The organism is Tatumella morbirosei (assembly GCF_000757425.2).
Taxonomy (GTDB): domain Bacteria; phylum Pseudomonadota; class Gammaproteobacteria; order Enterobacterales; family Enterobacteriaceae; genus Tatumella; species Tatumella morbirosei.
Genome location: NZ_JPKR02000005.1, coordinates 922,394 through 947,512, shown reverse-complemented (window position 1 = coordinate 947,512; position 25,119 = coordinate 922,394). Strand labels below are relative to the sequence as shown.

At 48.9% G+C, this 25,119-nt stretch carries 21 protein-coding genes, 1 tRNA gene and 3 rRNA genes; 10 read left to right on the top strand and 15 right to left on the bottom strand.

From position 1 onward, the window contains the following. Window positions 1–45 precede the first annotated feature (45 nt). The 3 genes from HA49_RS20040 to HA49_RS20025 form a co-directional block, all read right to left on the bottom strand. Window positions 46–1,467 carry an OprD family outer membrane porin gene (locus tag HA49_RS20040; protein WP_052752563.1) on the bottom strand — a complete coding sequence of 474 codons (1,422 nt, stop codon included), beginning with the start codon at window positions 1,465–1,467 and terminating at the stop codon, window positions 46–48. Continuing rightward, complete coding sequence (locus HA49_RS20035) at window positions 1,467–2,177, bottom strand: histidine phosphatase family protein (protein WP_245610245.1); 711 nt, start codon at window positions 2,175–2,177, stop codon at window positions 1,467–1,469. The genes HA49_RS20040 and HA49_RS20035 overlap by 1 nt, the downstream gene beginning before the upstream one ends. A gap of 339 nt (window positions 2,178–2,516) precedes the next feature. Then, window positions 2,517–3,308: an AraC family transcriptional regulator gene (locus tag HA49_RS20025; protein WP_038016771.1), complete on the bottom strand. Its 792-nt coding sequence runs from the start codon at window positions 3,306–3,308 to the stop codon at window positions 2,517–2,519. A 105-nt stretch (window positions 3,309–3,413) separates the two neighbouring features. On the opposite strand from HA49_RS20025, the gene HA49_RS20020 reads away from it, so the two are divergent. Together HA49_RS20020 and HA49_RS20010 are read left to right on the top strand one after the other, a co-directional pair. Next, entirely contained in the window at window positions 3,414–4,583 is a 1,170-nt protein-coding gene (locus tag HA49_RS20020; protein ID WP_038016769.1) for an MFS transporter, read from the top strand. 654 nt (window positions 4,584–5,237) lie between these two features. Further along, complete coding sequence (locus HA49_RS20010) at window positions 5,238–6,383, top strand: glycerate kinase family protein (protein WP_038016764.1); 1,146 nt, start codon at window positions 5,238–5,240, stop codon at window positions 6,381–6,383. Between the two features lie 129 nt (window positions 6,384–6,512). Here the strand turns inward: HA49_RS20010 and HA49_RS20005 are convergent, their stop codons facing one another. After that, on the bottom strand, window positions 6,513–7,064 hold the full coding sequence (locus tag HA49_RS20005) for a flavodoxin family protein (RefSeq protein WP_038016762.1): 552 nt from the start codon (window positions 7,062–7,064) through the stop codon (window positions 6,513–6,515). Between the two features lie 368 nt (window positions 7,065–7,432). Between HA49_RS20005 and HA49_RS20000 the strand changes: the two genes are divergently transcribed. From HA49_RS20000 to HA49_RS19990, 3 genes are read left to right on the top strand one after another with little or no spacing between them, the layout of a single operon-like run. Further along, window positions 7,433–8,062 (top strand): GntR family transcriptional regulator, encoded by a 630-nt coding sequence (locus HA49_RS20000; RefSeq protein WP_038016760.1) that lies wholly within the window; start codon window positions 7,433–7,435, stop codon window positions 8,060–8,062. 19 nt (window positions 8,063–8,081) lie between these two features. Next, window positions 8,082–9,359, top strand: coding sequence for a dicarboxylate/amino acid:cation symporter (locus HA49_RS19995; protein WP_072055971.1), 1,278 nt, complete (start codon window positions 8,082–8,084; stop codon window positions 9,357–9,359). Beyond that, window positions 9,356–10,399: a threonine aldolase family protein gene (locus HA49_RS19990; protein ID WP_038016757.1), complete on the top strand. Its 1,044-nt coding sequence runs from the start codon at window positions 9,356–9,358 to the stop codon at window positions 10,397–10,399. Before HA49_RS19995 ends, HA49_RS19990 begins: the two co-directional genes overlap by 4 nt. Before the next feature lie 86 nt (window positions 10,400–10,485). On the opposite strand, the gene HA49_RS19985 is transcribed toward HA49_RS19990, so the two are convergent. After that, on the bottom strand, window positions 10,486–11,388 hold the full coding sequence (locus tag HA49_RS19985; protein WP_245610243.1) for a polysaccharide deacetylase family protein: 903 nt from the start codon (window positions 11,386–11,388) through the stop codon (window positions 10,486–10,488). Between the two features lie 180 nt (window positions 11,389–11,568). On the opposite strand from HA49_RS19985, the gene HA49_RS21555 reads away from it, so the two are divergent. Beyond that, window positions 11,569–11,733: a hypothetical protein gene (locus HA49_RS21555; protein ID WP_156994696.1), complete on the top strand. Its 165-nt coding sequence runs from the start codon at window positions 11,569–11,571 to the stop codon at window positions 11,731–11,733. Between the two features lie 224 nt (window positions 11,734–11,957). On the opposite strand, the gene rrf is transcribed toward HA49_RS21555, so the two are convergent. The 4 genes from rrf to HA49_RS19965 all read right to left on the bottom strand — a co-directional run bounded on the left by rrf (window position 11,958) and on the right by HA49_RS19965 (window position 17,223). After that, window positions 11,958–12,073, bottom strand: a 5S ribosomal RNA gene (gene rrf / locus HA49_RS19980). Between the two features lie 264 nt (window positions 12,074–12,337). After that, window positions 12,338–15,243 (bottom strand): 23S ribosomal RNA (locus HA49_RS19975). A gap of 191 nt (window positions 15,244–15,434) precedes the next feature. Then, window positions 15,435–15,510: transfer RNA gene (locus HA49_RS19970), tRNA-Glu, on the bottom strand. Window positions 15,511–15,683: 173 nt separating this feature from the next. After that, a 16S ribosomal RNA gene (locus HA49_RS19965) occupies window positions 15,684–17,223 on the bottom strand. The 16S, 23S and 5S rRNA genes sit together here with 1 tRNA gene alongside, the layout of an rRNA operon. Before the next feature lie 631 nt (window positions 17,224–17,854). Here HA49_RS19965 and HA49_RS19960 point away from each other — a divergent pair. Continuing rightward, window positions 17,855–18,415: a gamma carbonic anhydrase family protein gene (locus HA49_RS19960; protein ID WP_038016738.1), complete on the top strand. Its 561-nt coding sequence runs from the start codon at window positions 17,855–17,857 to the stop codon at window positions 18,413–18,415. On the opposite strand, the gene HA49_RS19955 is transcribed toward HA49_RS19960, so the two are convergent. The 6 genes from HA49_RS19955 to dprA are packed head-to-tail and all read right to left on the bottom strand — an operon-like array spanning window position 18,379 to window position 22,175. Further along, the gene (locus HA49_RS19955; protein ID WP_038016666.1) at window positions 18,379–18,636 is read right to left on the bottom strand and encodes a DUF1488 family protein; all 258 of its coding nucleotides are present in this window, start codon (window positions 18,634–18,636) and stop codon (window positions 18,379–18,381) included. The genes HA49_RS19960 and HA49_RS19955 overlap by 37 nt on opposite strands. Beyond that, window positions 18,633–19,448: a shikimate dehydrogenase gene (gene aroE / locus HA49_RS19950; protein WP_038016664.1), complete on the bottom strand. Its 816-nt coding sequence runs from the start codon at window positions 19,446–19,448 to the stop codon at window positions 18,633–18,635. The genes HA49_RS19955 and aroE overlap by 4 nt, the downstream gene beginning before the upstream one ends. A 3-nt stretch (window positions 19,449–19,451) precedes the next feature. Further along, a complete protein-coding gene (gene tsaC, locus HA49_RS19945) occupies window positions 19,452–20,018 on the bottom strand; it encodes an L-threonylcarbamoyladenylate synthase type 1 TsaC (protein ID WP_038016661.1) in 567 nt (188 codons plus the stop codon). Between the two features lie 8 nt (window positions 20,019–20,026). Next, window positions 20,027–20,581, bottom strand: a complete 555-nt coding sequence (locus tag HA49_RS19940; protein ID WP_038016657.1) for a DNA topoisomerase family protein — start codon at window positions 20,579–20,581, stop codon at window positions 20,027–20,029. A 24-nt stretch (window positions 20,582–20,605) separates the two neighbouring features. Next, entirely contained in the window at window positions 20,606–21,079 is a 474-nt protein-coding gene (gene smg, locus HA49_RS19935; RefSeq protein ID WP_038016655.1) for a DUF494 family protein Smg, read from the bottom strand. Next, a complete protein-coding gene (gene dprA, locus HA49_RS19930; protein WP_038016653.1) occupies window positions 21,051–22,175 on the bottom strand; it encodes a DNA-protecting protein DprA in 1,125 nt (374 codons plus the stop codon). The genes smg and dprA overlap by 29 nt, the downstream gene beginning before the upstream one ends. A gap of 117 nt (window positions 22,176–22,292) precedes the next feature. Between dprA and def the strand changes: the two genes are divergently transcribed. The 3 genes from def to rsmB are packed head-to-tail and all read left to right on the top strand — an operon-like array spanning window position 22,293 to window position 25,109. Beyond that, window positions 22,293–22,805 (top strand): peptide deformylase, encoded by a 513-nt coding sequence (gene def, locus HA49_RS19925; RefSeq protein ID WP_038016650.1) that lies wholly within the window; start codon window positions 22,293–22,295, stop codon window positions 22,803–22,805. Window positions 22,806–22,825: 20 nt separating this feature from the next. Then, on the top strand, window positions 22,826–23,779 hold the full coding sequence (gene fmt / locus HA49_RS19920) for a methionyl-tRNA formyltransferase (protein ID WP_038016735.1): 954 nt from the start codon (window positions 22,826–22,828) through the stop codon (window positions 23,777–23,779). A 37-nt stretch (window positions 23,780–23,816) separates the two neighbouring features. After that, complete coding sequence (gene rsmB / locus HA49_RS19915; protein ID WP_038016647.1) at window positions 23,817–25,109, top strand: 16S rRNA (cytosine(967)-C(5))-methyltransferase RsmB; 1,293 nt, start codon at window positions 23,817–23,819, stop codon at window positions 25,107–25,109. Window positions 25,110–25,119 lie beyond the last annotated feature (10 nt).

The following is a 25,119-nucleotide window of genomic DNA, read 5'->3' as shown; positions in this document are numbered from 1 at the left end:
CAGGAGACTCTGGCCTGCAAACCAATACAGTTAACACCACGACGGTTAATACAGACTGAATTTGTATTCAGCCACCAGCTCACCGGCATAACTGTTTGCCCGCTGAAAGCGGGCATCTTTCAGAAGAGGTGTTTTACCGCTGCTGGTTTTATAAGACCATCCGGGTCCAAACATTGCCGAAACGGTTAGATTACGTAATGTTTTCTCAGCCGGCTTCCAGCGAGTAAAAAAATTCAGCTCCCCGGTGGTTACCGGTACAGACTGATAACTAAACCGGGCAATCGTGCCGACAAAGCCCAGGTTTATTTCCGGGGTAAACTGGTAGCCAATCAATCCGGACAAAACTTTTTCGCGATCACGGTTGTAATCATTACCGGCTTTCGACATAGCATTGAATGTACCGCGAGAATTTTTACTCATATGATAGGGGTAGGTGCCTACGTTGTTTTGTCTTGGAGCGGAGGTATAGGCAAGTGACCAGCGAGTCTGCCAGCGTTCTTTTTCAATAAGCGCTTCAAGAGCAAAATGCTGCGCCCTGCTATCAAAATCACGGTATTTTTCCGTCATGGCCCGATAATTTTTTAATGCTCTGGTAAGATATATTTGCCCATTAAGAGACAACGAGCTAACCGGGCGAACAGTGGCTTGTAATATATGCCTTGAGAGATAGTCGCTGCTTTCACCCCAGGCGTACTGTAAATTTTTTGATTTGTCATTCCAGCGTAAATCCAGTGTGTTCAGTGAACGGATCATCTGCCGGTCATTGGTCATAAAACGGGTATTTTCCGGAGAGCTTCTGCTCATGGATTTTCTGACTATTCCCCCCTGCAAACTAAGAGAGTTATGAGTAATACCGGCATACCAGCCAGAATAGGTAGTCAGTGATAAGCGATTGGATGAAGTAATTACTCCGAGATTTTTCAACGGCATCCAGCCGATTCGGCCTTTCAGATCGTTCTCAGCAAGCCTGTATTGCAGCCTGATATTACGTTGTCCAAATTTTTGATAACCCGCCGCACTGCTTTTCTTATTCTGATGCGCTGAATCATAGAGTACTCCACGCGACTGAAAATAATCACTGGCAGCCAGTTTGAATACCCTGGTCCATGTCACATCAACGCCAAGGATACCGGCGATATCCCCCGAGTGAAATGAGGCTTCAGCGCCCTGGCCCCATGCGCTGTGTGTTTTTCGGTTGCCACTCTCTTCTTCATCCAGACTCTTCCAGTAATTCTTTAAAGAAAGCGTCGTCTCAGACTGGTCAAAAAAGGAAAACCATGGCGACCCGACAGGCCCCTCATTTATTTCCTGAGAATCGGAATTGGTAACACCCGCCTGTACTCCGGGGGTAAAAATAATTAACCATATCCAGGATCTGTATCTGACATCCATATTGACCTCCCGTAGCGAGACTAATGCTCTGGCAACGGTAGAATATATTCCCTGATGATAAAACTTACTGAACATTATTTATCCAGTAACACTTTCCCGTTATTTACATACTTTAATGTTCCGGGCTCATTGATTATATAATTACCTTTACTATAAGTAATTTTAACAACAGAAGCATTCTCTAAGGGTTTAATTTGCACCGGCTTACCCGTTAGTTCATATACCAAATTCATTATTGTCATCCCTGATGTCACAATAAGAATATTTTTATCCTGTTGTTTTTTTGCTGATTCAACAATTTCTGATAACGCAGCATAGATACGGGTTTTTACCTGATTATAGTTTTCAGCCTGACCTGCGGGGTCTGCTGCTGAGATTGCATCCTGTAATTGTCTGATTGAAATTTTACCGGACTTCATTTCTGACAGCATTTCGCCCTGATCTTTAAATCCAAGTACACGTGCACTTGCATCCCTCATTTCTTCATTACGTAATCCTTCAAAACTCCCGAAATACGACTCCCTCAGTCCCGAAAGTTCCGTCACCTCAGCCAGTGACTGGCCTGTCTGACGGAGAACTATTTTCAAAGTATCACGCTGCCGCCCGAGATCTCCGGAGTAAAAGCGATCAAACGGGATACCTTTCAGTCCGGCCCCAAGATAACGCGCCACTTCTTTACCCTCCGCGGTCAAAGGAGCATCGGCCCACCCCTGGACATGGTCAAAGCTATTAAGCAATGTTTCACCATGGCGTGCGAAGTAAAGAGTAATTTCATCATTATTCAACGAAGAGGCATTACAGATTACAGTACTCAATAACAGAGAAAGGCATAAAAAAACTTATTCATATTAATTCCTTTTAATAAAAAAATGATACCCGCCAGATAATCATCCTCGACCCTGACTAAATAACAGAGACTATAAAATAAACAATAAAAAAAATACAGAAAAGGGATAGCTCTATATAATGTGAAGATGATCATGGTTTTATTTTCAAAGAACATAAAATAATCATATAAACAAGATACAGAACATAAAAACCTAAAATTAAACCAGACAAGTTAATAGTCCGAAATATTAATTAAACCCGGAAAATTCCAATAATAATGGAAATTATATACTAAATTACCTCTGATTATCGTTCAGAATTGACAGCCAATGTCCGGGTGTCTGCTTCATACAATTTTTAAACATATTAATGAAAGCGGTAGCAGAATCGTATCCTAACCGAACCGCCGTCTGTTGAACACTTTCACCTTCCAGTAAATATTCAATGGCCAGAATTAACTGCAATTGTTGTTTCCAGCGACGAAAATTCATTCCGGTTTCACGAATAATCAACCGCGATAAATTACGCTCACTCATCCCCAAAGCAACAGCCCAGTAATGCTGAGACTGCATATTGTCGGGAAACGTTCTCATATACTCCACCATTCTACGCAAACGTTTATCCCCGGGGTAAGGCAGGTAATACTGGTTATTCGGCGTCTGTGGTAGTTGATCGAACAATACCTGAACCATTCTACGCCGGGCGGCATCATCCGGTTGACCAACCGTGGTACACAGATGAAGAATGATCTCTCTCACCAATGCCGATAGGGCCAGAGTACAGCAATAATCAGGCATCACGGTCGCATTGGGTTCAATGAACACGAAACACAATCGTGCGTTACGGGTGACATGATTGGAATGTTCAATCCCTCCCGGAATCCAAAGAGCATAATTTTTCGGCACACTCCACAACGCATCTAAAACACGACAGGTCACTCCCCCATGGAGAGCCAAAATTAGCTGACCTTTACGGTGGCTATGTGGTGGAGATTCACTCTGATTATCTGATCCAACGATACGAAAGGCTGTCGCAGGTGAATCATCCTTATCAGCATTATATCCATCAAGCATTAATTCAAATTGCATAATTTGTCCGAATTCAGCGATTGATTGTCAATTTAGCCTGATTTAACACCCTTGGGCAACGGCTATGATATCGGTCACTGATTAAATGACTGAAAGAGGTCTCTTTTGAATAAAACCAGTTCTGCCCTGCTGCTTGTGGGTATTTTCCTGATAGCCGGATGCCTGCGGGTGACTTTCACTGGCGTATCACCTTTACTCCATTCAATATCACAATCGTTCTCACTGAGCGATGTCAGTATCGGTATTCTTACCACATTGCCCCTGTTGGCATTTGCCATCATTTCCCCCATTTCGGCCGGGCTGGCACACCGTTTTGGCGCTGAACGGGTACTGTTTGCAGCCCTGCTGATCATTCTCCTGGGTATTATTTGTCGTTCTCTGGGGAGTTTATTCACACTTTATCCCGGCACCGCCCTTATTGGTTGCGGTATCGCTTTGTGTAATGTCTTATTGCCCTCTCTGGTAAAACGTCACTTTCCACAGCGGGTAGCGGAGGTTATTGGTAAATATTCGTTGGTTATGGGGGTGTTTGCCGCCGCGGGATCGGCAGCAATGGTACCTTTAACTCATCTGGGAATTGGCTGGACAGGAGCATTGCTGACACTGGGTATTTTCCCGCTGATCGCGCTGATAGTCTGGTTACCGCAACTGAGATCATCCGCCCCGGCTCCTGTGATCGCAGGGGCTGGCAATGCGCACCAGCTGGTGTGGCGTTCGAAAATTGCCTGGCATGTTACGTTATTTCTTGGATCTAACTCTTTGATTTATTATGTCATTGTTAGTTGGCTCCCGGCTATCCTGACGACCCAGGGTTATAGCAGTGAGCAGGCAGGCTCGCTGCATGGTTTGATGCAGCTGACTTCGGCAATTCCCGGCTTACTGGCGGGTATTGCCCTTCGTAAGCTGAAAGGCCAGCAAGGTATCACGGTGATACTGGTATTACTGTGTACCCTCAGTCTACTTGGGCTACTCACACTTCCAGGACTGTCGGGACTTTGGGTAGCGTTATTTGGATTTAGCTGTGGGGCAGTCATTATCCTTGGCCTGACATTTATCGGATTACGTTCCGGGTCAGCATTGCAGGCAGCTGCACTCTCCGGGATGGCACAGTGCGTCGGTTACCTGTTGGCAGCATTCGGTCCGCCACTGATGGGAAAATTACACGATCTGTCCGGTAGCTGGCACTCACCACTGACGATTCTGGTACTACTGTCGCTGTTGATGGCTTATTTTGGCTATAATGCGGCGGAGCACAGGGGACTGGATCATTACTGATGATTAACGGGGTACAGAGCACCTGTACCCTGACCACCATGATACATGGTGATGGCCAGGGTCTTACCCTTCTCTCAGCTTTTTTGCATATCCTGTGCCGGTTCAGTTTAGTAAAACTGCTTAATATCCGGAATGTGAGCTTATTCTCATGCTATGGGGTAAATACACAAAAATTGGCCAGAAATCACCTTGATTTTAGTTAGCCTGCACATAGCTCCTCCCCGCTATCAATGCCAGAATAAACCTCACGTCTTCAGCATGTTGGCTCCTGTTTCACTCGCCGTATGCAGTCAGGAACAGTTTTGCATGCCTTAAATGACGACGAAAATAACGAATTCGTACCATAAACATACATTTTCCGCAGGTCAGATACGGTGCTTCTGCTAAGCGATTTTTCGCTATATTTTTCATTTTGCACCAGCGACCTCTGCCTCGTTATTTTTATCCACCGGGGCTGACAAATCGACCTTTCTGCCACAGCTATGCTTTCGATCCCGGGGCTTCAAAAGCAACAGTTCCGGCACATTAATCGAAGCAGGGTTCAACGATTAAACAGCGTATAGCCAGGGTTGGCAGAGAGAGGTGCAGGCGGCAGTACCATGATTATCGTGGCCACTCTATTGTTGGCTATCAGGTCTGAAAAAGGATGACGATATGAACATCAGAACTTTTGTTTTAGCACCAGATTCCTTTAAGGAAAGCATGACCGCAAAGGAGGTCTGCGTGGCTATGGAACGTGGTCTGAGAGCTGTTTACCCGCATGCCCGCTATGTTCACGTTCCGATGGCAGACGGAGGTGAAGGTACAACACAATCGCTGGTTGATGCGACCAAAGGCACACTTTGTACCATGATGGTGACTGGTCCCTGCGGCACTCCGGTAGAAGCATCTTATGGTATCAGTGGCGATGGCAATATCGCTTTCATAGAGATGGCTTCTGCCAGTGGTATTCAGCATACCCGCGCTGGTGAACGTAATCCGCTGCAAACAACAACCTATGGTACAGGTCAGCTGATCCGTGCCTGCCTTGATAAGGGGATCCGGAAAATTATTTTAGGGATTGGAGGCAGTGCCACAAATGATGGCGGAGCCGGAATGGCAGAAGCACTTGGCGCCCGGTTTTACGGTAAAGATAATCAGCAACTTCCTGCCGGAGGAGGTGCTCTGGGAGCTCTCGAAAAGATTGATATCTCGACATTGGATCCTCGCCTGTCGACAGTAAATATTTTGGTGGCCTGTGATGTCACTAACCCGTTATGTGGCGAACAAGGGGCTTCAGCTATTTTTGGTCCACAAAAAGGAGCCACTCCGGAAATGGTCGAGCTGCTCGACAGTAATCTGGCACATTACGCACTGTTAATTCACCAGCAACTGGGTAAGGATATTGCCAGTCAGCCTGGTGCCGGTGCGGCGGGAGGTTTGGGGGCCGGCTTGCTGGCTTTTACCCACTGTGAGCTCCGTAAGGGTATTGATATAGTTCTCGAATATAGCGGACTGCGACAGCATCTAACCGGCGCCGATTTCTGCTTCACCGGTGAAGGGCGCATTGACCACCAGACTCGTTTTGGGAAAACCCCTTTTGGGGTCGCACAAGCGGCAAAAGCGGTCGGTGTTCCGGTCATCGCGGTTGCGGGAAGTATCGGTAATGGTACCGACGTGCTCTACGACAAAGGCATCGATGCTATCTTCGGTATTATTCCACAGGCTGATAATATTGATAATTTGCTCTCCGGCGGACCAGAAAATATCCAGCGTACCTGCGAAAATATCGGCAGATTGTTAAAACTATCGGGAGGCTGAAAGATCAGGTCGTTGCGGTTAATCAGGATAGAAAAGTGTCTCCCACCGGGCCGGATAAGTGGAATTATTAAAGAGTTGGCCTGCAGCGAAAGACAGAAGCCTATGTGCCTCCTGTCTTTCGCCATATCGCTATTTTAAACGTGCAGAGATACTGGCAACGCGACTGCCATACTGACGCGCCGTAGCAAGATCTCCGGAAGGGATCACATCAGCTCCTGCATCAGAAGGTGACTGAATTAAGGGGCCTGCCGATCCCCCCAGATTATTAAGGTCTTCACGGGTTGCCGCAGAAGTATTCGCAGGCAGTAACCCCAGGCTAACCCAAATTCCGCCATGTTGAGCAGCCAGTGTCTGGAAGAAGATCAGGGTATTTTGTTTATCCCCGTTCAGACTGGCACTGTTAGTGAAACCACCGAAAACTTTATCCTGCCATTGACGGGTAAACCAGGCTTTAGAACTGGCATCGGCAAACTTTTTGAACTGCCATGGAGCACTTCCCATATAAGTCGGCGCACCAAAGATAATGGCATCTGCGCTGTTCAGTTTTTCCCAGTCCTGCCCGGTGATTTCACCGTTGTTGTCGATGGCAATTAATTCGGCCTGAGCCCCCTCAGCAACACTTTCAGCCACCCGCTGTGTATGGCCATAGCCGGAAAAGTAGACGACATAAATTCCTGACATGTGAACCTCTCTGTTGAGTTATCCGCCGGAAAAGCGCGGTTATTATTCAGAATATTGCCTTGTCTATCATGGGCGGTTTTTGACGAATAATCACCCCCCTGTTTTCCGATAACCCCTAATTAAGAACTAAAGCTGATGATAAGCACCGTAGGAAAGGCTCAGTATCTGCCCGGAGATTCACTGCACTGCTTCTTTCCTGTAGCGCACTATACCGGTTCATTATTTTTTGGCCCGCCCCGCAAATAATAGTTTTCCCACCTTATCCATAAAAATAACCTAATGAAAATAAGAAACATTCGACTCTGTCCTTGTGAGTGGTATGAAATTTGCACACCTGGTATACCAGTGGAAGACCTGAGGAAAATTTCATGGGGAATGATACTTATTTACGGCTACGTCAGATGATTATCGATAAAGAATTGCAGCCAGGAGAAGTGCTTTCAGAACGAGGAATCTCATTGCAGTTTGGTGTAGGCCGTATGCTGGTACGTGAAGCTATTCGTATGCTGGCTCAGGAAGGGCTGCTTGAAGTTTCTCCGATGCGGGGTACTTTCGTTCGTCAGTTGTCACTGACTGATTTACAGGAGATCCATGAAGTCCGGCTGGCACTGGAAGGTATGGCGGCCAGTCTTGCTGCCCAAAAAGGGAACCCTGACAACCTGATGTCAATTTCCAAAAAGATGCGTCAGTTACTCAGTCAGCCCTACCCCGATACCACACAAGCACAGGAACTGGGCTGGCAGTTTCATGACGAGATGTTCCGGATGTCCGGTAACCTCAGGCTGATCACGATGTACGCCAGTCTGCGTTTACAAAGTGGTCTGGTCTTACAGGGAATCAAGAATTACGACCCGGAACGTACCCGCCAGGCAATCAGAGAACATCTTGAAATCATTGAATGTATTTGTAATGGCGAAGCTGAAGCCGCCCGGCAGAAAATTCAGGATCACCTGCAGGATGCCATGACCACCCGACTGATGATGCTCATTACCCCTTAAATTTACCGGAGAATACCTAATGCAACACATTCAACTTCCCGCCAGGAAGTCGCTCAGGAAGCGTTTTCCCCTGCCTTTGCAAATGCTCTGTGGTCTGATAATCGGCGCACTCACTGGCCTGTTATTTCCCCATTTTGCCTCAACCCTTCAGCCCGTAGGCACGGCTTTTATTCAGGCAGTTAAAATGATTGTGGTTCCGTTGGTTTTTACTGCAATCACTCTCGGAATTTGTCAGATGGGTAAAAAAGTCGGCCAGCTTGGCAAAGTATCTTTGATCAGTATGATTTATTTTTTGGCTGCAACGGTGGTTTCGGTCATTATCGGACTGGTTCTCAACCAGATTTTTCATCCCGGGGCCGGGGCTGATTTGTCACAGCATGCAGCCCTGCCGGCACATATTGCAGTTTCTGTGGACTGGACAAAATTTTTTCTGGACATGATCCCCTCGAATATCGTTGTTGCTATGTCCGGAGGTAACCTGTTACCCGTGCTGGTCTTTGCAGCACTGTTGGGAGTTGCTTTAGCCGTTACCGGTGACAGGGCCAAACCTTTAATCGATGTATTAGATGCTTTGATGGGTGCTGTATTTAAAATTACAGACTGGATCATTGCCCTTTCTCCGGTCGCTATTTTCGCCATCATCTCCTGGTTACTGGCCACCAAAGGTGTCGGAACCCTGATAGCTCTGGCAAAACTGGTTGGCGTTATGTATCTGGGGCTGGGCATTCTGTTACTGGTTTTTGCACTGCTACTGCTAATGATAGGTGAGCGACCGGTCAAAGCATTTCGTGAGGTAAGTGAGCCCTTCTTACTGGCATTTGCCACGCGCTCCTCAGAAGCAACCTTACCTCTGCACATTGAAAAACTGATTGCTCATGGAGTCCCGAAAAGCATCGCATCTCTGGTTCTTCCGTTAGGCTATGCCTTTAACAGGGATGGCTCAATCCTCTATTTCGGTTTGGCTGTAGGCTTTCTGGCCGATGCTTACCACGTTGCATTAAGCTGGCCAAATCTACTGTCAATTATCATTGTTACCACCCTTGCCAGTAAAGGCAGTGCAAACGTACCTTCCGGAGGGCTGGTTGCCGTAGCAATGGTCCTCAGTACAATAGGCGTTCCTGTCGAAGCTTTAGCCGTAATTGCCGGGGTGGATGCATTTCTGGATATGGGAAGAACGGCTTTAAATGTCATCAGTAATACTGTAGCCGTTAAACTGGTCATGAAATGGGCTAAGCCAGAAAGCAGTGAAGAACTTTCTGCTCCTCAGCCTCTGAATACTGCACAGGAAAACCAATGATTGATTTACGTAGTGATACTGTTACCACACCTACAGAGGCGATGTGGCTGGCAATGAGAAGTGCCACTCTGGGTGATGACACTCTGGAAGGCGACCCCACAGTAAACCGGCTGGAAACTTTAGCAGCTAAACTTACCGGAAAATCCGCTGCCTTATTTGTCACCAGCGGTACCATGGGTAATGTTATTTCAGCATTAACTCATAATCAGAGAGGTGGTCTGGAAGCGATCGTAGACAGTCAGGCCCATATGCTGCTTTCTGAAGCCGGAGGGCTTTCCTGCCTGGCCGGCCTGTTCTGTAATGCCATCACTTCCCACCGGGGAGAGATGGACCTGCAACAACTGAAAACAAAACTACGTGGCAGTTATTCCCGCTATGGGGGCCCGACGGCATTAGTCTGTATGGAAACCAGCCACAACCATTCGGGTGGCAGTGTGTTATCTGATGACTACCTGAGAGAAGTATCTCGTCTCAGTCGTGAGGCGGGTGTACCGGTTCATATTGATGGTGCAAGAGTCTTTAACGCGGTTGTCGCCAGTGGCCGTACCCTGAAAGAAATAGCATCCTGTGCAGACAGTATCACATTTTGTTTATCTAAAGGGCTCAGCGCACCGATGGGTTCAGTTCTGGCGGGTGATGAAGCATTTATTCAACGGGCCAGGACATTCCGCAGAATGGTCGGAGGAGGATTACGACAGGCTGGAATCATGGCGGCTGCTGGTATTGTGGCACTGGAACAAGGCATCCCGCGGCTGGAAGAGGACCATAAGACAGCACACCTTATCTGGCAGGAACTACGCCATTATAAACCATCACTGGTCAGTGAACTGCCGCCGCAGACTAATATCCTGCAGGTCACCCCGGGTACCGAAAGCCAGGATGAAACCGAACGATTTATCCGCCGACTGGAGCAAAATAATATGCTGTGTCGGGCAGCGAGGCCTGGCGTTCTTCGTCTGGTGACCCATCGACATATCAACCTGCAACATGTCCCACAGATTGTTTCGGCTTTCAGGCACAGCCTCGAAACGCCATACTAATGCATCAGCCAACGGGAGTTGGCTGCCTGTGAAATATTTCACCGGAAGGAGTCTGACTCTTTCCGGCAGATTTATCCCACCTGCTGTTAATCAGCTTTCAGACGCTGATAATGGAGGGCAATTTCTCCGGGAGTCGTCAGCCAGAATTCATTCTGGCGTAACATCAGTTCCGTCAGCGTTTTCTTTAACCGGTAAAAACGAAATGGCTGTCCAACAATATAGGGGTGCAGAGCAATACCCATCACCTGCGGCGAAAATCTGCTTCTCTCCAACAATTCTGCAAATTGATCTTCAATCATCTGGCAAAAAGTATCTATTGGAGTCCCGTTCGGAATGATCGTAGGTATATCATTAATTTCCTGAGGATAAGGAATAGACAGTAGTTCTCCGTGACGGGTATGCATGGTCACGGGGATATCGTCATGTGCCCAGTTAAGCGTGTACTCAAAATCATGTTGTTTCAGCAAGTCAGGGGTTTCCTGGCTCTCCGAAATCCAGGGTGACAACCAGCCAGAAACTTTTTCCCCCTGATAGCTGCTCAGTTGTAGCTGACAGTAACTGATCAACCTGGATTCATCTTCTGAGCTCAGATCACCTTGTCTCTGCGAATTTGTATGGCCGTGACCAATTAACTCACTGCCAGGCAATGCAGTCCATCGTCGTAGTAGCTCCGGATAATGTTCCAGTAGTGAGGTATTAGCGATGACTGCCGGCGGTATCCCAAGTCGTTCAAATAATTCGGCCAGGTGCCAGCCTCCGACACGATTTCCGTAATCACGCCAGCTGTAATTCAGAATATCCAGTGAGTTCGCCGCTTGTGATATTTTAGCCCCTTCTGTGCAACCAAAGGAGAAATGCTCCAGGTTCATCGCAACATAGACTGCAAGGCCTTTTCCTTCCGGCCAGCTAAATGGCTGAGATCCCCCGCCAGTAGAATCATAACGGTGATGCTCATTTAACGTCAGTATAAGGTCAGCTTTTTTTGTCATAGTGCAATGTCTTATCCGTTCAGTGAATATAGAGATCATTAAGCAATCACTATGCCAGTCTGCCTGGGCAATGAGCAACAGACTTTATCGTTTATAAAAGGCCGGAGATAATCTGAGTGGCAGGACAATATGAGACGGGTCGTTTATTATGGTAACAGATGAGTCCAGGGAGATCCTAAAATGCGCATTCTCGGCATAATACTTTTTACAGCCATGCTGGCTGCCTGTGCAGCTAAAAAACAGCAACCACAGGAAACCATGGTGGTACATACCGGTGATTGTTCTGCAAGCAAGCAAACGATCAACTGCCAGTGGCAGGATGTTCCAGCCAATAATATGCATTAATCTCCTGTCTGCGGTCTCTTCTGAGGCTGCAGGTACAGAATTAACCCAAATCAGTCAGAGTTTCCCTGTTGGCCGATAAATGTGCGGGCTCAGATGTTTCACTGTCCTGTACTGTTACCGGCGCTGCGACGTTTCACTGTCCCGGTTTGTTGTGTGTTAACAGTCTTCTGAAATACCAATGCAAAAAGGCCATCCGTCAGGATGGCCTTTTTGTCTTATTGGATGCCTGGCAGTTCCCTACTCTCGCATGGGGAGACCCCACACTACCATCGGCGCTACGGCGTTTCACTTCTGAGTTCGGCATGGGGTCAGGTGGGACCACCGCGCTCTAGCCGCCAGGCAAATTCTGTGCTCGGAATGAATCTTTTTCGTTCATACTGTGTTGGCTTCGCTCGTGCTGTTCAGTCACATACTCATGTATGTTCCTTCTCATCACGCGCTTGCCGCCTTGTCTGAACGGAAAATCTTTCATTCCCGCTAATTCTTAAAACCGCTCTGCTCTTACGGATAACACTCATGTCCGCAGGGCACTGCTAATTCTTAATTTAACTATCAGGAACTCACTGAAAATCTTTGCGTCTCTGCAAAACGCCTCTGGCGTTGTAAGGTTAAGCCTCACGGGTCATTAGTACCGGTTAGCTCAATGCATCGCTGCACTTACACATCCGGCCTATCAACGTCGTCGTCTTCAACGTCCCTTCAGGACCCTTAAAGGGTCAGGGAGAACTCATCTCGGGGCAAGTTTCGTGCTTAGATGCTTTCAGCACTTATCTTTTCCGCACTTAGCTACCGGGCAATGCCATTGGCATGACAACCCGAACACCAGTGGTGCGTTCACTCCGGTCCTCTCGTACTAGGAGCAACCCCCCTCAATTCTCCAGCGCCCACGGCAGATAGGGACCGAACTGTCTCACGACGTTCTAAACCCAGCTCGCGTACCACTTTAAACGGCGAACAGCCGTACCCTTGGGACCTACTTCAGCCCCAGGATGTGATGAGCCGACATCGAGGTGCCAAACACCGCCGTCGATATGAACTCTTGGGCGGTATCAGCCTGTTATCCCCGGAGTACCTTTTATCCGTTGAGCGATGGCCCTTCCATTCAGAACCACCGGATCACTAAGACCTGCTTTCGCACCTGCTCGAACCGTCACTCTCGCAGTCAAGCTAGCTTATGCCTTTGCACTAACCTCACGATGTCCGACCGTGATTAGCTAACCTTCGTGCTCCTCCGTTACTCTTTGGGAGGAGACCGCCCCAGTCAAACTACCCACCAGACACTGTCCGCAACCCGGATAACGGGTCCACGTTAGAATATCAAACATTAAAGGGTGGTATTTCAAGGATGGCTCCGTACGAACTGGCGTCCGTACTTCAGTGCCTCCCACCTATCCTGCACATCAAGGCTCAATATTCAGTGTCAAGCTATAGTAAAGGTTCACGGGGTCTTTCCGTCTTGCCGCGGGTACACTGCATCTTCACAGCGATTTCAATTTCACTGAGTCTCGGGTGGAGACAGCCTGGCCATCATTACGCCATTCGTGCAGGTCGGAACTTACCCGACAAGGAATTTCGCTACCTTAGGACCGTTATAGTTACGGCCGCCGTTTACCGGGGCTTCGATCAGGAGCTTCTCGCAGAGCGATAACCCCATCAATTAACCTTCCGGCACCGGGCAGGCGTCACACCGTATACGTCCACTTTCGTGTTTGCACAGTGCTGTGTTTTTAATAAACAGTTGCAGCCAGCTGGTATCTTCGACTGGCTTCAGCTCCGGGAGCAAGTCCCTTCACCTACGCGCCAGCGTGCCTTCTCCCGAAGTTACGGCACCATTTTGCCTAGTTCCTTCACCCGAGTTCTCTCAAGCGCCTTGGTATTCTCTACCTGACCACCTGTGTCGGTTTGGGGTACGATTTCGTGTTACCTGGAGCTTAGAGGCTTTTCCCGGAAGCAGGGCATTTGTCACTTCAGTGCCGTAGCACCTCGTCATCACGCCTCAGCCTTAAGAGATTCCGGATTTGCCTGGAATCTCAGCCTACACGCTTAAACCGGGACAACCGTCGCCCGGATGACATAGCCTTCTCCGTCCCCCCTTCGCAGTAACACCAAGTACAGGAATATTAACCTGTTTCCCATCGACTACGCTTTTCAGCCTCGCCTTAGGGGTCGACTCACCCTGCCCCGATTAACGTTGGACAGGAACCCTTGGTCTTCCGGCGAGCGGGCTTTTCACCCGCTTTATCGTTACTTATGTCAGCATTCGCACTTCTGATACCTCCAGCAGACCTCACAGTCCACCTTCAATGGCTTACAGAACGCTCCCCTACCCAACAACACATAGTGTCGCTGCCGCAGCTTCGGTGCATGGTTTAGCCCCGTTACATCTTCCGCGCAGGCCGACTCGACCAGTGAGCTATTACGCTTTCTTTAAATGATGGCTGCTTCTAAGCCAACATCCTGGCTGTCTGAGCCTTCCCACATCGTTTCCCACTTAACCATGACTTTGGGACCTTAGCTGGCGGTCTGGGTTGTTTCCCTCTTCACGACGGACGTTAGCACCCGCCGTGTGTCTCCCGTGATAACATTCTCCGGTATTCGCAGTTTGCATCGGGTTGGTAAGCCGGGATGGCCCCCTAGCCGAAACAGTGCTCTACCCCCGGAGATGAGTTCACGAGGCGCTACCTAAATAGCTTTCGGGGAGAACCAGCTATCTCCCGGTTTGATTGGCCTTTCACCCCCAGCCACAGGTCATCCGCTAATTTTTCAACATTAGTCGGTTCGGTCCTCCAGTTAGTGTTACCCAACCTTCAACCTGCCCATGGCTAGATCACCGGGTTTCGGGTCTATACCCTGCAACTTAACGCCCAGTTAAGACTCGGTTTCCCTGCGGCTCCCCTATACGGTTAACCTTGCTACAGAATATAAGTCGCTGACCCATTATACAAAAGGTACGCAGTCACACCCCAAAGGGTGCTCCCACTGCTTGTACGTACACGGTTTCAGGTTCTTTTCACTCCCCTCGCCGGGGTTCTTTTCGCCTTTCCCTCACGGTACTGGTTCACTATCGGTCAGTCAGGAGTATTTAGCCTTGGAGGATGGTCCCCCCATATTCAGACAGGATACCACGTGTCCCGCCCTACTCTTCGAACTCACAGTATGTGCATTTTCATGTACGGGACTTTCACCCTGTATCGTGCGCCATTCCGGACGCTTCCACTAACACACACACTGATGATGGTTCAGGGCTGCTCCCCGTTCGCTCGCCGCTACTGGGGGAATCTCGGTTGATTTCTTTTCCTCGGGGTACTTAGATGTTTCAGTTCCCCCGGTTCGCCTCGCAACACTATGTATTCATGTTGCGATGATGCACTGAGTGCACCGGGTTTCCCCATTCGGACATCGCCGGCTGTATCGGTTCATATCACCTTACCGGCGCTTTTCGCAGATTAGCACGTCCTTCATCGCCTCTGACTGCCAGGGCATCCACCGTGTACGCTTATTCGCTTAACCTCACAACCCACAGACGTCTTGCAACGACTATGAATCGTAAAAGTTTTTGAGAGACTCTGAATAACTCGCGTTATTCATTGTTTTCAAATTTTCAGCTTGTTCCGGATTGTTAAAGAGCAATATCTTAAACATGACTCGTAAGTCATCTTTAAGATAATTTGGCCGGTGACTTTCACTCACAAACCAGCAAGTGGCGTCCCCTAGGGGATTCGAACCCCTGTTACCGCCGTGAAAGGGCGGTGTCCTGGGCCTCTAGACGAAGGGGACGTGAAATTTGCTGTCGCGAATCACTGATTCGCTAATTTCACGTAAGGGCGAGGTTTTTCTTCAGAAAACCGAGCGACAATGTTATTTGTCACCACCCCCAACGTGTAAACGCCTTGCTCATACTTTCTATCAGACAATCTGTTGTGGACACTTCGCCGGAGTGTATCTTCAGGTAAGGAGGTGATCCAACCGCAGGTTCCCCTACGGTTACCTTGTTACGACTTCACCCCAGTCATGAATCACAAAGTGGTAAACGCCCTCCCGAAGGTTAAGCTATCTACTTCTTTTGCAACCCACTCCCATGGTGTGACGGGCGGTGTGTACAAGGCCCGGGAACGTATTCACCGTAGCATTCTGATCTACGATTACTAGCGATTCCGACTTCACGGAGTCGAGTTGCAGACTCCGATCCGGACTACGACGCACTTTATGAGGTCCGCTTGCTCTCGCGAGGTCGCTTCTCTTTGTATGCGCCATTGTAGCACGTGTGTAGCCCTACTCGTAAGGGCCATGATGACTTGACGTCATCCCCACCTTCCTCCGGTTTATCACCGGCAGTCTCCTTTGAGTTCCCGACCGAATCGCTGGCAACAAAGGATAGGGGTTGCGCTCGTTGCGGGACTTAACCCAACATTTCACAACACGAGCTGACGACAGCCATGCAGCACCTGTCTCAGAGTTCCCGAAGGCACCAGGGCATCTCTGCCAAGTTCTCTGGATGTCAAGAGTAGGTAAGGTTCTTCGCGTTGCATCGAATTAAACCACATGCTCCACCGCTTGTGCGGGCCCCCGTCAATTCATTTGAGTTTTAACCTTGCGGCCGTACTCCCCAGGCGGTCGACTTAACGCGTTAGCTCCGGAAGCCACGCCTCAAGGGCACAACCTCCAAGTCGACATCGTTTACGGCGTGGACTACCAGGGTATCTAATCCTGTTTGCTCCCCACGCTTTCGCACCTGAGCGTCAGTCTTTGTCCAGGGGGCCGCCTTCGCCACCGGTATTCCTCCAGATCTCTACGCATTTCACCGCTACACCTGGAATTCTACCCCCCTCTACAAGACTCTAGTCTGCCAGTTTCGAATGCAGTTCCCGGGTTGAGCCCGGGGATTTCACATCCGACTTGACAGACCGCCTGCGTGCGCTTTACGCCCAGTAATTCCGATTAACGCTTGCACCCTCCGTATTACCGCGGCTGCTGGCACGGAGTTAGCCGGTGCTTCTTCTGCGAGTAACGTCAATCACTGCGGTTATTAACCGCAATGCCTTCCTCCTCGCTGAAAGTACTTTACAACCCGAAGGCCTTCTTCATACACGCGGCATGGCTGCATCAGGCTTGCGCCCATTGTGCAATATTCCCCACTGCTGCCTCCCGTAGGAGTCTGGACCGTGTCTCAGTTCCAGTGTGGCTGGTCATCCTCTCAGACCAGCTAGGGATCGTCGCCCAGGTAGGCCGTTACCCCACCTGCTAGCTAATCCCATCTGGGCACATCCGATGGTGTGAGGCCCGAAGGTCCCCCACTTTGGTCTTGCGACATTATGCGGTATTAGCTACCGTTTCCAGTAGTTATCCCCCTCCATCAGGCAGTTTCCCAGACATTACTCACCCGTCCGCCACTCGCCACCCGAGAGCAAGCTCTCTGTGCTGCCGTTCGACTTGCATGTGTTAGGCCTGCCGCCAGCGTTCAATCTGAGCCATGATCAAACTCTTCAATTTAAAGTTTGATTTGCTTAAACGAGTTAAGCGATGCTCAAGTGTAAAACACTCATAATGAATTTCATTATGTGTTCACTCTTAAGACTTGATATTTTTTACGTCCGGAGACGTTTGATATCAATCCTGCGAGTGCCCACACAGATTGTCTGATAAATTGTTAAAGAGCGTTGCAACTCAACCGCTTAGGTTGTCGCTGCGAGGTGGCGTATATTACGCTTTTCACCTCAGGAGTCAACCACTATTTCGTGATTTTTTCTCCGGACCGAATCACTTCAGTCCCTGTCACGCCTTGGCGCATCGCGCTTTGCCGTGTCAGTGGGAGCGCATTATAGGGAGATTAATTTTTCCCGCAAGGGTTTATTTTAAAATAATTTCTGAATGACGTTTTTTTATGCCGATCGCCGTACAATTCAACGATAAATGTATGGTTAGTAATCTTTTCGCACTAAAACTCCCAAAACTGTGAAGTGTACTGGCAGCGAAAAAGCGGCATTCGAGGATAATGGCTGGCATTTTACCCCACCAGCCAGCTGCTGGTTTTAAGGGTTAAACATCATCAATATCGGGAAAAATGCTATTTTTCAGGATGAGTATGTAGATGTTCATAAATAACGATGAGGGAATTTCAGTTATGACCGTGAATCCGTTACGGCCTTTTGCCGGTATATTTCCACAAACCGGAGCGAATGTGATGGTTGATCCTTCCAGCGTAGTCATTGGTAATGTAGTGATGGGTGATAACACCAGTGTCTGGCCATTAGTCGTTGCACGGGGTGATGTAAACCGAATTGAGATTGGCTCGCGCACAAATATCCAGGATGGTTCAGTTTTGCATGTCAGCCATTGTTCAGAGAAAAATCCGCAAGGACACCCTTTACTCATTGGCAATGATGTTACTGTCGGACATAAGGCCATGCTTCATGGGTGCACTATTAAGGACCGGGTGTTAGTCGGTATGGGATCGATTCTGCTGGATGGAGCTTATATAGAAGAAGATATAATGATTGGTGCCGGTAGCCTGGTGCCTCCGGGTAAGCGGCTGACCAGCGGTTATCTATATCTGGGCAGCCCGGTAAAACAGATCCGCCCGCTGACTGAAGAAGAAAAACAGGGGCTGCTGGTTTCTGCAAAAAATTACGTAAAGTGGAAAGATGATTACCTTTCAGAGGATAACCAGAACCATCCATCCTGATCATCATGATCAGCTGCGATGACCGACTCCATCTCTTCCTCTATATCCCAGCGATATTCACGGAACAGATCTAATGCAGGGCCATCGCCAAATCGCCGATGCAGTTCTGTTGCGCTGACAGCACACTGGAGCTGCATGCCATTAGACAGCGCCGGAAAACATACCGCTTTCCGGACTTCATCCCATTCTTCACGATCAGGGAACTGAATTGACTGGTTCATAACTTCAGAGACTGACTGACAGCTTCAGTTACCGGTCCAATTTCTGGCATTACCCCATGCCAAAGAAAGAATGCATGTGCCGCCTGTCCCACCAGCATCCCGACGCCATCAGCCAGACGGGTAACACCATGCTGAGCCGCCAGAGAAAGAAACGGTGTTTTGCCCTGCTGATAAAACATATCGTAGCAGTGAGTATTTGCGGTAAAGATACTCCCTGGTAACACAGGCACTTCACCTGTCACCCCGCTGGAAGTTGCATTAATAATCAGATCATACTGTCCGTCTAACTTACCATGCTCACTGGCCAAAATAGTCCCGGCATGCTGGTAAGTTTCCACCAGCGTTTCAGCTCTGGATAAAGTACGGTTCGTTATGGTGATCCTGCAGCCAAATGCCAGTAATGGCAGAATAACGCCTCTTGCCGCCCCCCCGGCACCGACCAGTAGAACATGAGATTGCGGAGTGACCATCTGTAATCGCTGCAAATCATTAAGCAAACCTATTCCGTCAGTATTATCACCGAGTAATTTTCCATCAGGCTGCAGTTTCAGCGTATTGACTGCTTTAGATAATGAAGCTCTTTCAGTCAGTTCATCAGCCATTGCACAGGCATTTTGTTTAAAAGGTAAAGTCACATTAGCACCTTTACCTCCCTGGCGAAAAAAATCTCCCACGACCGGTTCGAATTCCCCGAGCGGAACGAGAGTCCGTCCGTACAGATGCTCAATACCTGTCTGACGGGCAAAAAGCTGATGAATAAAGGGTGATTTACTGTGCTCGATCGGATTGCCAAAAACTACAAACGGTTCCATTTTCTACCCCTGCCGGATGAGTTCACCAGTGATGACATTACGGATCTCAGAAGGATTATTTCGCCCGCCGGTTATCCCTTGCAGTACCGGAAAATCAGCACCAAACTGGCTGATCACTTCTTCTACATTCCGGCAGGGTTCCTGTCCCGACAGATTCGCGCTGGTTGATACCAGGGGTTTGCCAAAAGTGGTACAGAGTTTTTGAACATCAGGATGATCACTCACTCTGACAGCCAGTGAATCAAATTTTCCGGTCAGCCAGCGAGGTGCTGAAGATGGCACAACAAACGTTACCGGACCAGGCCAGTGAGAAAACATACGATCTCGTTGTTCCACCGTCAGTTCCTCATCACGGATATAAGGAACCAACTGCTGGTAGCTGGCTGCTATCAGTATCAGACCCTTTTCTGCCGGGCGTTTCTTAAGTGCCAACAGCGCCATTACCGCCTGCTCACTGTCGGGATCGCACCCCAGGCCAAACACCGCTTCAGTAGGATAAGCGATTACCGCATTTTCCCGTAATTGTTCAACGCAACGCTGAAAAGATCCTGATACTGAATCACTGGACATAATAGATACTATTCTTCCTGGTTATCTTCGGGAACAGGTTTCCCGCATAATTTACTGGCACAGATTAGCCGTAATCCCCTGGCTGTCTTCTTTTCTGTTAACAGCGGGAAATGGCATGTCGGGCATTCTCCTGCGACCGGAGATGTATTCAAAGCAAACTGGCAATCCGGATAACGACTGCAGGAATGAAAAGACTTCCCATAACGGGAACGACGCTGGACTAAAGAGCCCTGATGACACTGAGGACAGGTAATACCGGTCTCATCTGGTTGATCAATAGTTTCAGTGTGAGGACACTCCGGATAGTGACTGCAACCGATAAACATTCCATATCGCCCCTGACGCAGCGCTTTATCGGCACCGCATTCCGGGCAGGCGATACCTTCCAGAATTTTAATGATATGAGCATCGTTTCGAGGTCCCAGCGGGCGAATATAATCGCAGGCAGGATATGCAGAGCAACCTGCAAACGGACCATGTTTACCTGAACGTATAACTAACTCTGCCCCGCAAACGGGGCAGTTTTCCTGATGACGCACAGCAAACAGAGCTGTTTTATTCATAATTTGGCTACACAGAAAACAATATCAGTGCAGGATACTGTCATTAGCATCGAAAAGTAACTCTTCCATCTGCTGATAAGCATCCTCACATCCCGGTATGTTAAACAGTACCATCAGCACAACCCATTTAAGATCATCAAGCTCAAATTCCTGGGTATCAAGAGCAGTGACTCGTTCAATCACCATCTCACGAGTTTCCAGGTTTAGCACCTGAACCTGCTCAAGGAACAACAGAAATCCACGGCAGTCAGCATCCAGTTTCCGGCACTCTTCTTCGGTGTAGATACGCATTGATAACGGATCGCACACCATCTGGATCGGTTCTACCAGCCCTTCCTGATAATCCGCCAGTTTCTCAAGCCACTTTAACGCATTCGCGATATCTTCCTGATCAAAACCAGCTTCGGTTAAATCATCTGTCAGCCTGTCCTGGTCAACCTGCGAATCGGCCTCGGTATGGATATAGGTCTCAAACAAGTACATAAGTACGTCGAACATGGCATGCCCTCCTTAAACGGACATAGCCGCCGGGTACAGCTGCGATCCATCCTGCTAACTCCAGCTCTAACAATATGGCTGCAATCACTGGCACAGGTTGGCCGGCACGTTCAGCGACGACGTCAACAGGTGTAACCTCATCTTCTACGTTAGCCAACACACCAGCAAATGGCAATGGAACAGTGCCATACTGTGACGAATTTATTTGTTCCGTGACTGAAAACCGCAACGAATGATAACCAACCTGCAAATCTTCCAGAACGTCGTTGGGGTGAGAGACCAATAAAGCACCTTGCTGAATGAGCCAATGCGTACCTTCACTTTCGGGTTTAGCCACCGGTCCTGGCAAGGCATAAACATTACGATTTTGCTCAAGAGCATAACGGGCGGTGATCAGTGAACCACTTTTCATCCGGGCTTCAGTAACCAGAACACCCAGGCTAAGACCACTGATTATTCGGTTACGGCGCGGAAAATGACCAGGCAGAGCAGTCGAGTTCAGAGGAAATTCAGAAACGAGAGCTCCTCCTTTCCCAATAATCTCACGACTAAGTACCTGATGTTGTCGGGGGTAGATATTTAGCAACCCACTACCTAACACTGCAATGGTTTTACCTCCAGAAGCTAACGCAGCACGATGTGCCACACTGTCAATTCCAACTGCCAGCCCACTGGTGAGAGTGAAGCCACTGACAGAAAATGCCCCGGCAAAAAAGTCAGTCCAATGCTGACCGTAGCGGCTACATTGACGACTTCCGACGATAGCTATCTGTGGTGATGAAAGCACTTCCGGATCGCCTGCAACAAACAGATACAATGGGCAACCGCTGGTCTCTGCCAACAGTCGTGGATAACCGGGATCATTCAGGGTTAAAAAATAGTGTTCATCTGCTTCGAGCCATTGCCGGGCAAGAGTAATCTGAGACATATCACAATTCAGAAACTGTCGGCACTGCTGTTCAGAAAAAGACATTGACCGTAAGAAAGAGTATGTGACTGTGGTCTGTTGCTCCAGTCGAGTAGCAACCTCGACTCTCACGGGATATTTCAGTCCGTGAACCGCACCAAGGCGTAGCCATTTTTCCATGATATCCACATGCAGCTCCTTCTGCCTGTCGCTTTTATCCCCCCGGCAATACTGTCAATCGCTTAATGAAACGTCTACAATATAAGGCAGCCAATTTTAATATCATGAATAAAGATCCGGAAATCTATGTCAGTTTTACAGGTATTACATTTCCCAGACGAGCGACTCCGTACTGTTGCTGCGCCAGTCAAAGAAGTAAACAAAGATATTCAGCGCATTGTTGATGACATGTTCGAAACAATGTATGCGGAAGAAGGTATCGGGCTGGCCGCTACTCAGGTTGATATCCATCAGCGAATTATCGTTATTGATGTCTCTGAAAACCGTGAACAGCAACTGGTTCTGATTAACCCTGAACTGCTTGAGCAAAGTGGTGAAACCGGAATTGAAGAGGGATGTCTCTCTATTCCGGAACAGCGGGCGTTAATCCCACGCTCTGAACGGGTAAAGATTCGGGCCCTGAACCGCGACGGGGAACCCTATGAGCTGGAAACAGATGGCTTACTGGCCATCTGCATTCAGCACGAAATGGACCATCTGATGGGCAAGTTATTTGTCGATTATTTGTCTCCTTTAAAACGCCAGCGTATCCGTCAGAAACTGGAAAAGCTTGCCCGGCAAACGACCAGAGCTTCCTGAAACGAAAATAAGGGATGATTGTGTCCGACTCGTTAAAAATCATTTTTGCCGGCACCCCTGACTTTGCAGCGCGTCATCTTGACGCGCTGTTTGCTTCTGAGCATCAGGTAGTCGGTGTATTCACCCAGCCGGACCGTCCGGCTGGTCGTGGAAAAAAGCTGTTGGCAAGTCCGGTAAAAACACTTGCCGAAGCCCATCAAATCCCTGTTTTTCAGCCAGCCTCATTGCGTCAGCCAGAAAACCAGCAACTGGTTGCTGATTTGGATGCCGATATCATGGTGGTGGTTGCCTACGGCTTGTTACTGCCAGAAATTGTTCTGAACATGCCACGGCTGGGTTGTATTAATGTCCACGGCTCATTACTGCCGCGTTGGCGGGGAGCGGCACCTATTCAGCGCGCGCTCTGGGCCGGAGACGAGCAGACGGGCGTCACCATCATGCAGATGGATGCTGGACTGGACACCGGAGATATGCTGTACAAACTCACCTCTCCGATTGGTCCTGACGATACCAGCGCCTCACTTTATGATGCTCTCGCGCAACTTGGGCCGCAGGGTATGCTACAGACGCTGCAACAGCTGGCGACTGGTACTGCTCACGCCGAAAAACAGGATGAAGCCCTGGCAACTTATGCCAGCAAGCTTAGTAAAGAGGAAGCGAAGCTGGACTGGTCATTACCGGCAGAGCAGCTTGAAAGATGTATTCGTGCGTTTAATCCCTGGCCTGTCAGCTACTTAATGATTGAAGGTCAGCCAGTAAAAGTATGGAAGGCCGCGGTTCTGCCACATCAGGATGTCAGACCGGGAACGGTAGTACACACAGATAAGCACGGGATACAAATCGCCACAGCAGAGGGCGTATTGCAGCTTGAAATACTCCAGCCAGCCGGCAAAAAACCTATGCCAGCAAAAGATCTGCTGAATTCACGTCAGGAGTGGTTTACCCCTGGCACTATCCCGGATTCTGGCAGTTAAAAATTTGCCAGTGATACTGGCTAATTGAAGATATCTCATGAAAAAAACAACAAATCTGCGCAGTCTGGCCGCCAGACTGATTGAGCAGGTGGTCGATAAAGGCCAGTCACTCAGTACAATATTGCCTGCGGCCCAGAAAGGGCTGAGCGATAAAGACAGCGCGCTGTTGCAGGAAATTTGTTTCGGTATTGCCCGGACATTGCCACAGTTAGATGCGCTTATTGGCAAACTGATGGAACGGCCATTAACTGGTAAGCAAAGAACTCTACATTACCTGTTGATGGTGGGTATCTATCAGATGCAGTATACGCGAATCCCGGCCCATGCCATTCTTGCTGAAACAGTGGAAGGGGCCGTGGTACTGAAAAGACAAAGTCTGAAAGGCCTGATTAACGGGGTTCTACGGGAATTTCAGCGTCGTCAGACAGAACTACTGGAAAGCCTGGAAGGGCAAAGCGTGACTCTGTGGCATCCCTCATGGTTAATCAAACGTTTACAGTCCAGCTGGCCAGAACAGTGGCAACAAATTATTGACGCGAATAATCAGCGACCGCCAATGTGGCTGAGAGTAAATCGTCAACATCATAGCCGGGATAGCTGGCTGGCACTCCTGAATGCACAGGCAATGACCGGTCTTACTGATCCATTGTCATCCGATGCTGTCCGGCTGGAAAAGCCGGCGGGTGTCAGCCAATTGCCGGGTTTTGCTGATGGCTGGGTGACGGTGCAGGACCTTTCAGCTCAACGCTGTGCGCTATATCTTGAACCGCAGGATGGTGAAGATATCCTGGATTTGTGTGCTGCCCCGGGCGGTAAAACGACTCATATTCTTGAGATTGCACCAAACGCACGAGTAATGGCTGTGGATATAGATGCACAACGCCTGAGCCGTGTCAGCGAAAACCTGGCCAGACTTAAGATGCAGGCAGAGGTTAAGCAGGGAGATGGCAGGACACCGTCAGAGTGGTGTAGTGATCGTCAGTTTGACCGGATTTTACTCGATGCCCCTTGCTCAGCAACCGGTGTTATTCGTCGACATCCGGATATAAAATGGTTGCGACGTGATAATGATATTGCTGAGTTGGCGTCATTACAGGCAGAAATACTGGAAGCTGTATGGCCGCATCTTAAAACCGGCGGTACGATGATTTATGCTACCTGCTCGATACTCCCACAGGAAAATCATCTGCAAATCTCCGCGTTTCTGCAACGTCACCCTGAGGCACAGGCAGTGATGTTACCAGGGGGGGAAGTTCATGGTTTACAGGTATTCCCTGAGCAGAACGGCGGAGATGGTTTTTTCTACGCTAAACTAATCAAAAGCGCTTAACCGAAAAGAG

Excerpts from the sequence above, each read along its gene's own strand:
- HA49_RS20040 (WP_052752563.1), bottom strand. The coding sequence starts at position 1,467 with ATGTTCAGTAAGTTTTATCATCAGGGAATATATTCTACCGTTGCCAGA.
- HA49_RS20025 (WP_038016771.1), bottom strand. The coding sequence starts at position 3,308 with ATGCAATTTGAATTAATGCTTGATGGATATAATGCTGATAAGGATGAT.
- HA49_RS20010 (WP_038016764.1), top strand. The coding sequence starts at position 5,238 with ATGAACATCAGAACTTTTGTTTTAGCACCAGATTCCTTTAAGGAAAGC.
- HA49_RS20005 (WP_038016762.1), bottom strand. The coding sequence starts at position 7,064 with ATGTCAGGAATTTATGTCGTCTACTTTTCCGGCTATGGCCATACACAG.
- HA49_RS20000 (WP_038016760.1), top strand. The coding sequence starts at position 7,433 with ATGGGGAATGATACTTATTTACGGCTACGTCAGATGATTATCGATAAA.
- HA49_RS19995 (WP_072055971.1), top strand. The coding sequence starts at position 8,082 with ATGCAACACATTCAACTTCCCGCCAGGAAGTCGCTCAGGAAGCGTTTT.
- HA49_RS19990 (WP_038016757.1), top strand. The coding sequence starts at position 9,356 with ATGATTGATTTACGTAGTGATACTGTTACCACACCTACAGAGGCGATG.
- HA49_RS19985 (WP_245610243.1), bottom strand. The coding sequence starts at position 11,388 with ATGACAAAAAAAGCTGACCTTATACTGACGTTAAATGAGCATCACCGT.
- HA49_RS21555 (WP_156994696.1), top strand. The coding sequence starts at position 11,569 with ATGCGCATTCTCGGCATAATACTTTTTACAGCCATGCTGGCTGCCTGT.
- HA49_RS19960 (WP_038016738.1), top strand. The coding sequence starts at position 17,855 with ATGACCGTGAATCCGTTACGGCCTTTTGCCGGTATATTTCCACAAACC.
- HA49_RS19955 (WP_038016666.1), bottom strand. The coding sequence starts at position 18,636 with ATGAACCAGTCAATTCAGTTCCCTGATCGTGAAGAATGGGATGAAGTC.
- aroE (WP_038016664.1), bottom strand. The coding sequence starts at position 19,448 with ATGGAACCGTTTGTAGTTTTTGGCAATCCGATCGAGCACAGTAAATCA.
- tsaC (WP_038016661.1), bottom strand. The coding sequence starts at position 20,018 with ATGTCCAGTGATTCAGTATCAGGATCTTTTCAGCGTTGCGTTGAACAA.
- HA49_RS19940 (WP_038016657.1), bottom strand. The coding sequence starts at position 20,581 with ATGAATAAAACAGCTCTGTTTGCTGTGCGTCATCAGGAAAACTGCCCC.
- smg (WP_038016655.1), bottom strand. The coding sequence starts at position 21,079 with ATGTTCGACGTACTTATGTACTTGTTTGAGACCTATATCCATACCGAG.
- def (WP_038016650.1), top strand. The coding sequence starts at position 22,293 with ATGTCAGTTTTACAGGTATTACATTTCCCAGACGAGCGACTCCGTACT.
- rsmB (WP_038016647.1), top strand. The coding sequence starts at position 23,817 with ATGAAAAAAACAACAAATCTGCGCAGTCTGGCCGCCAGACTGATTGAG.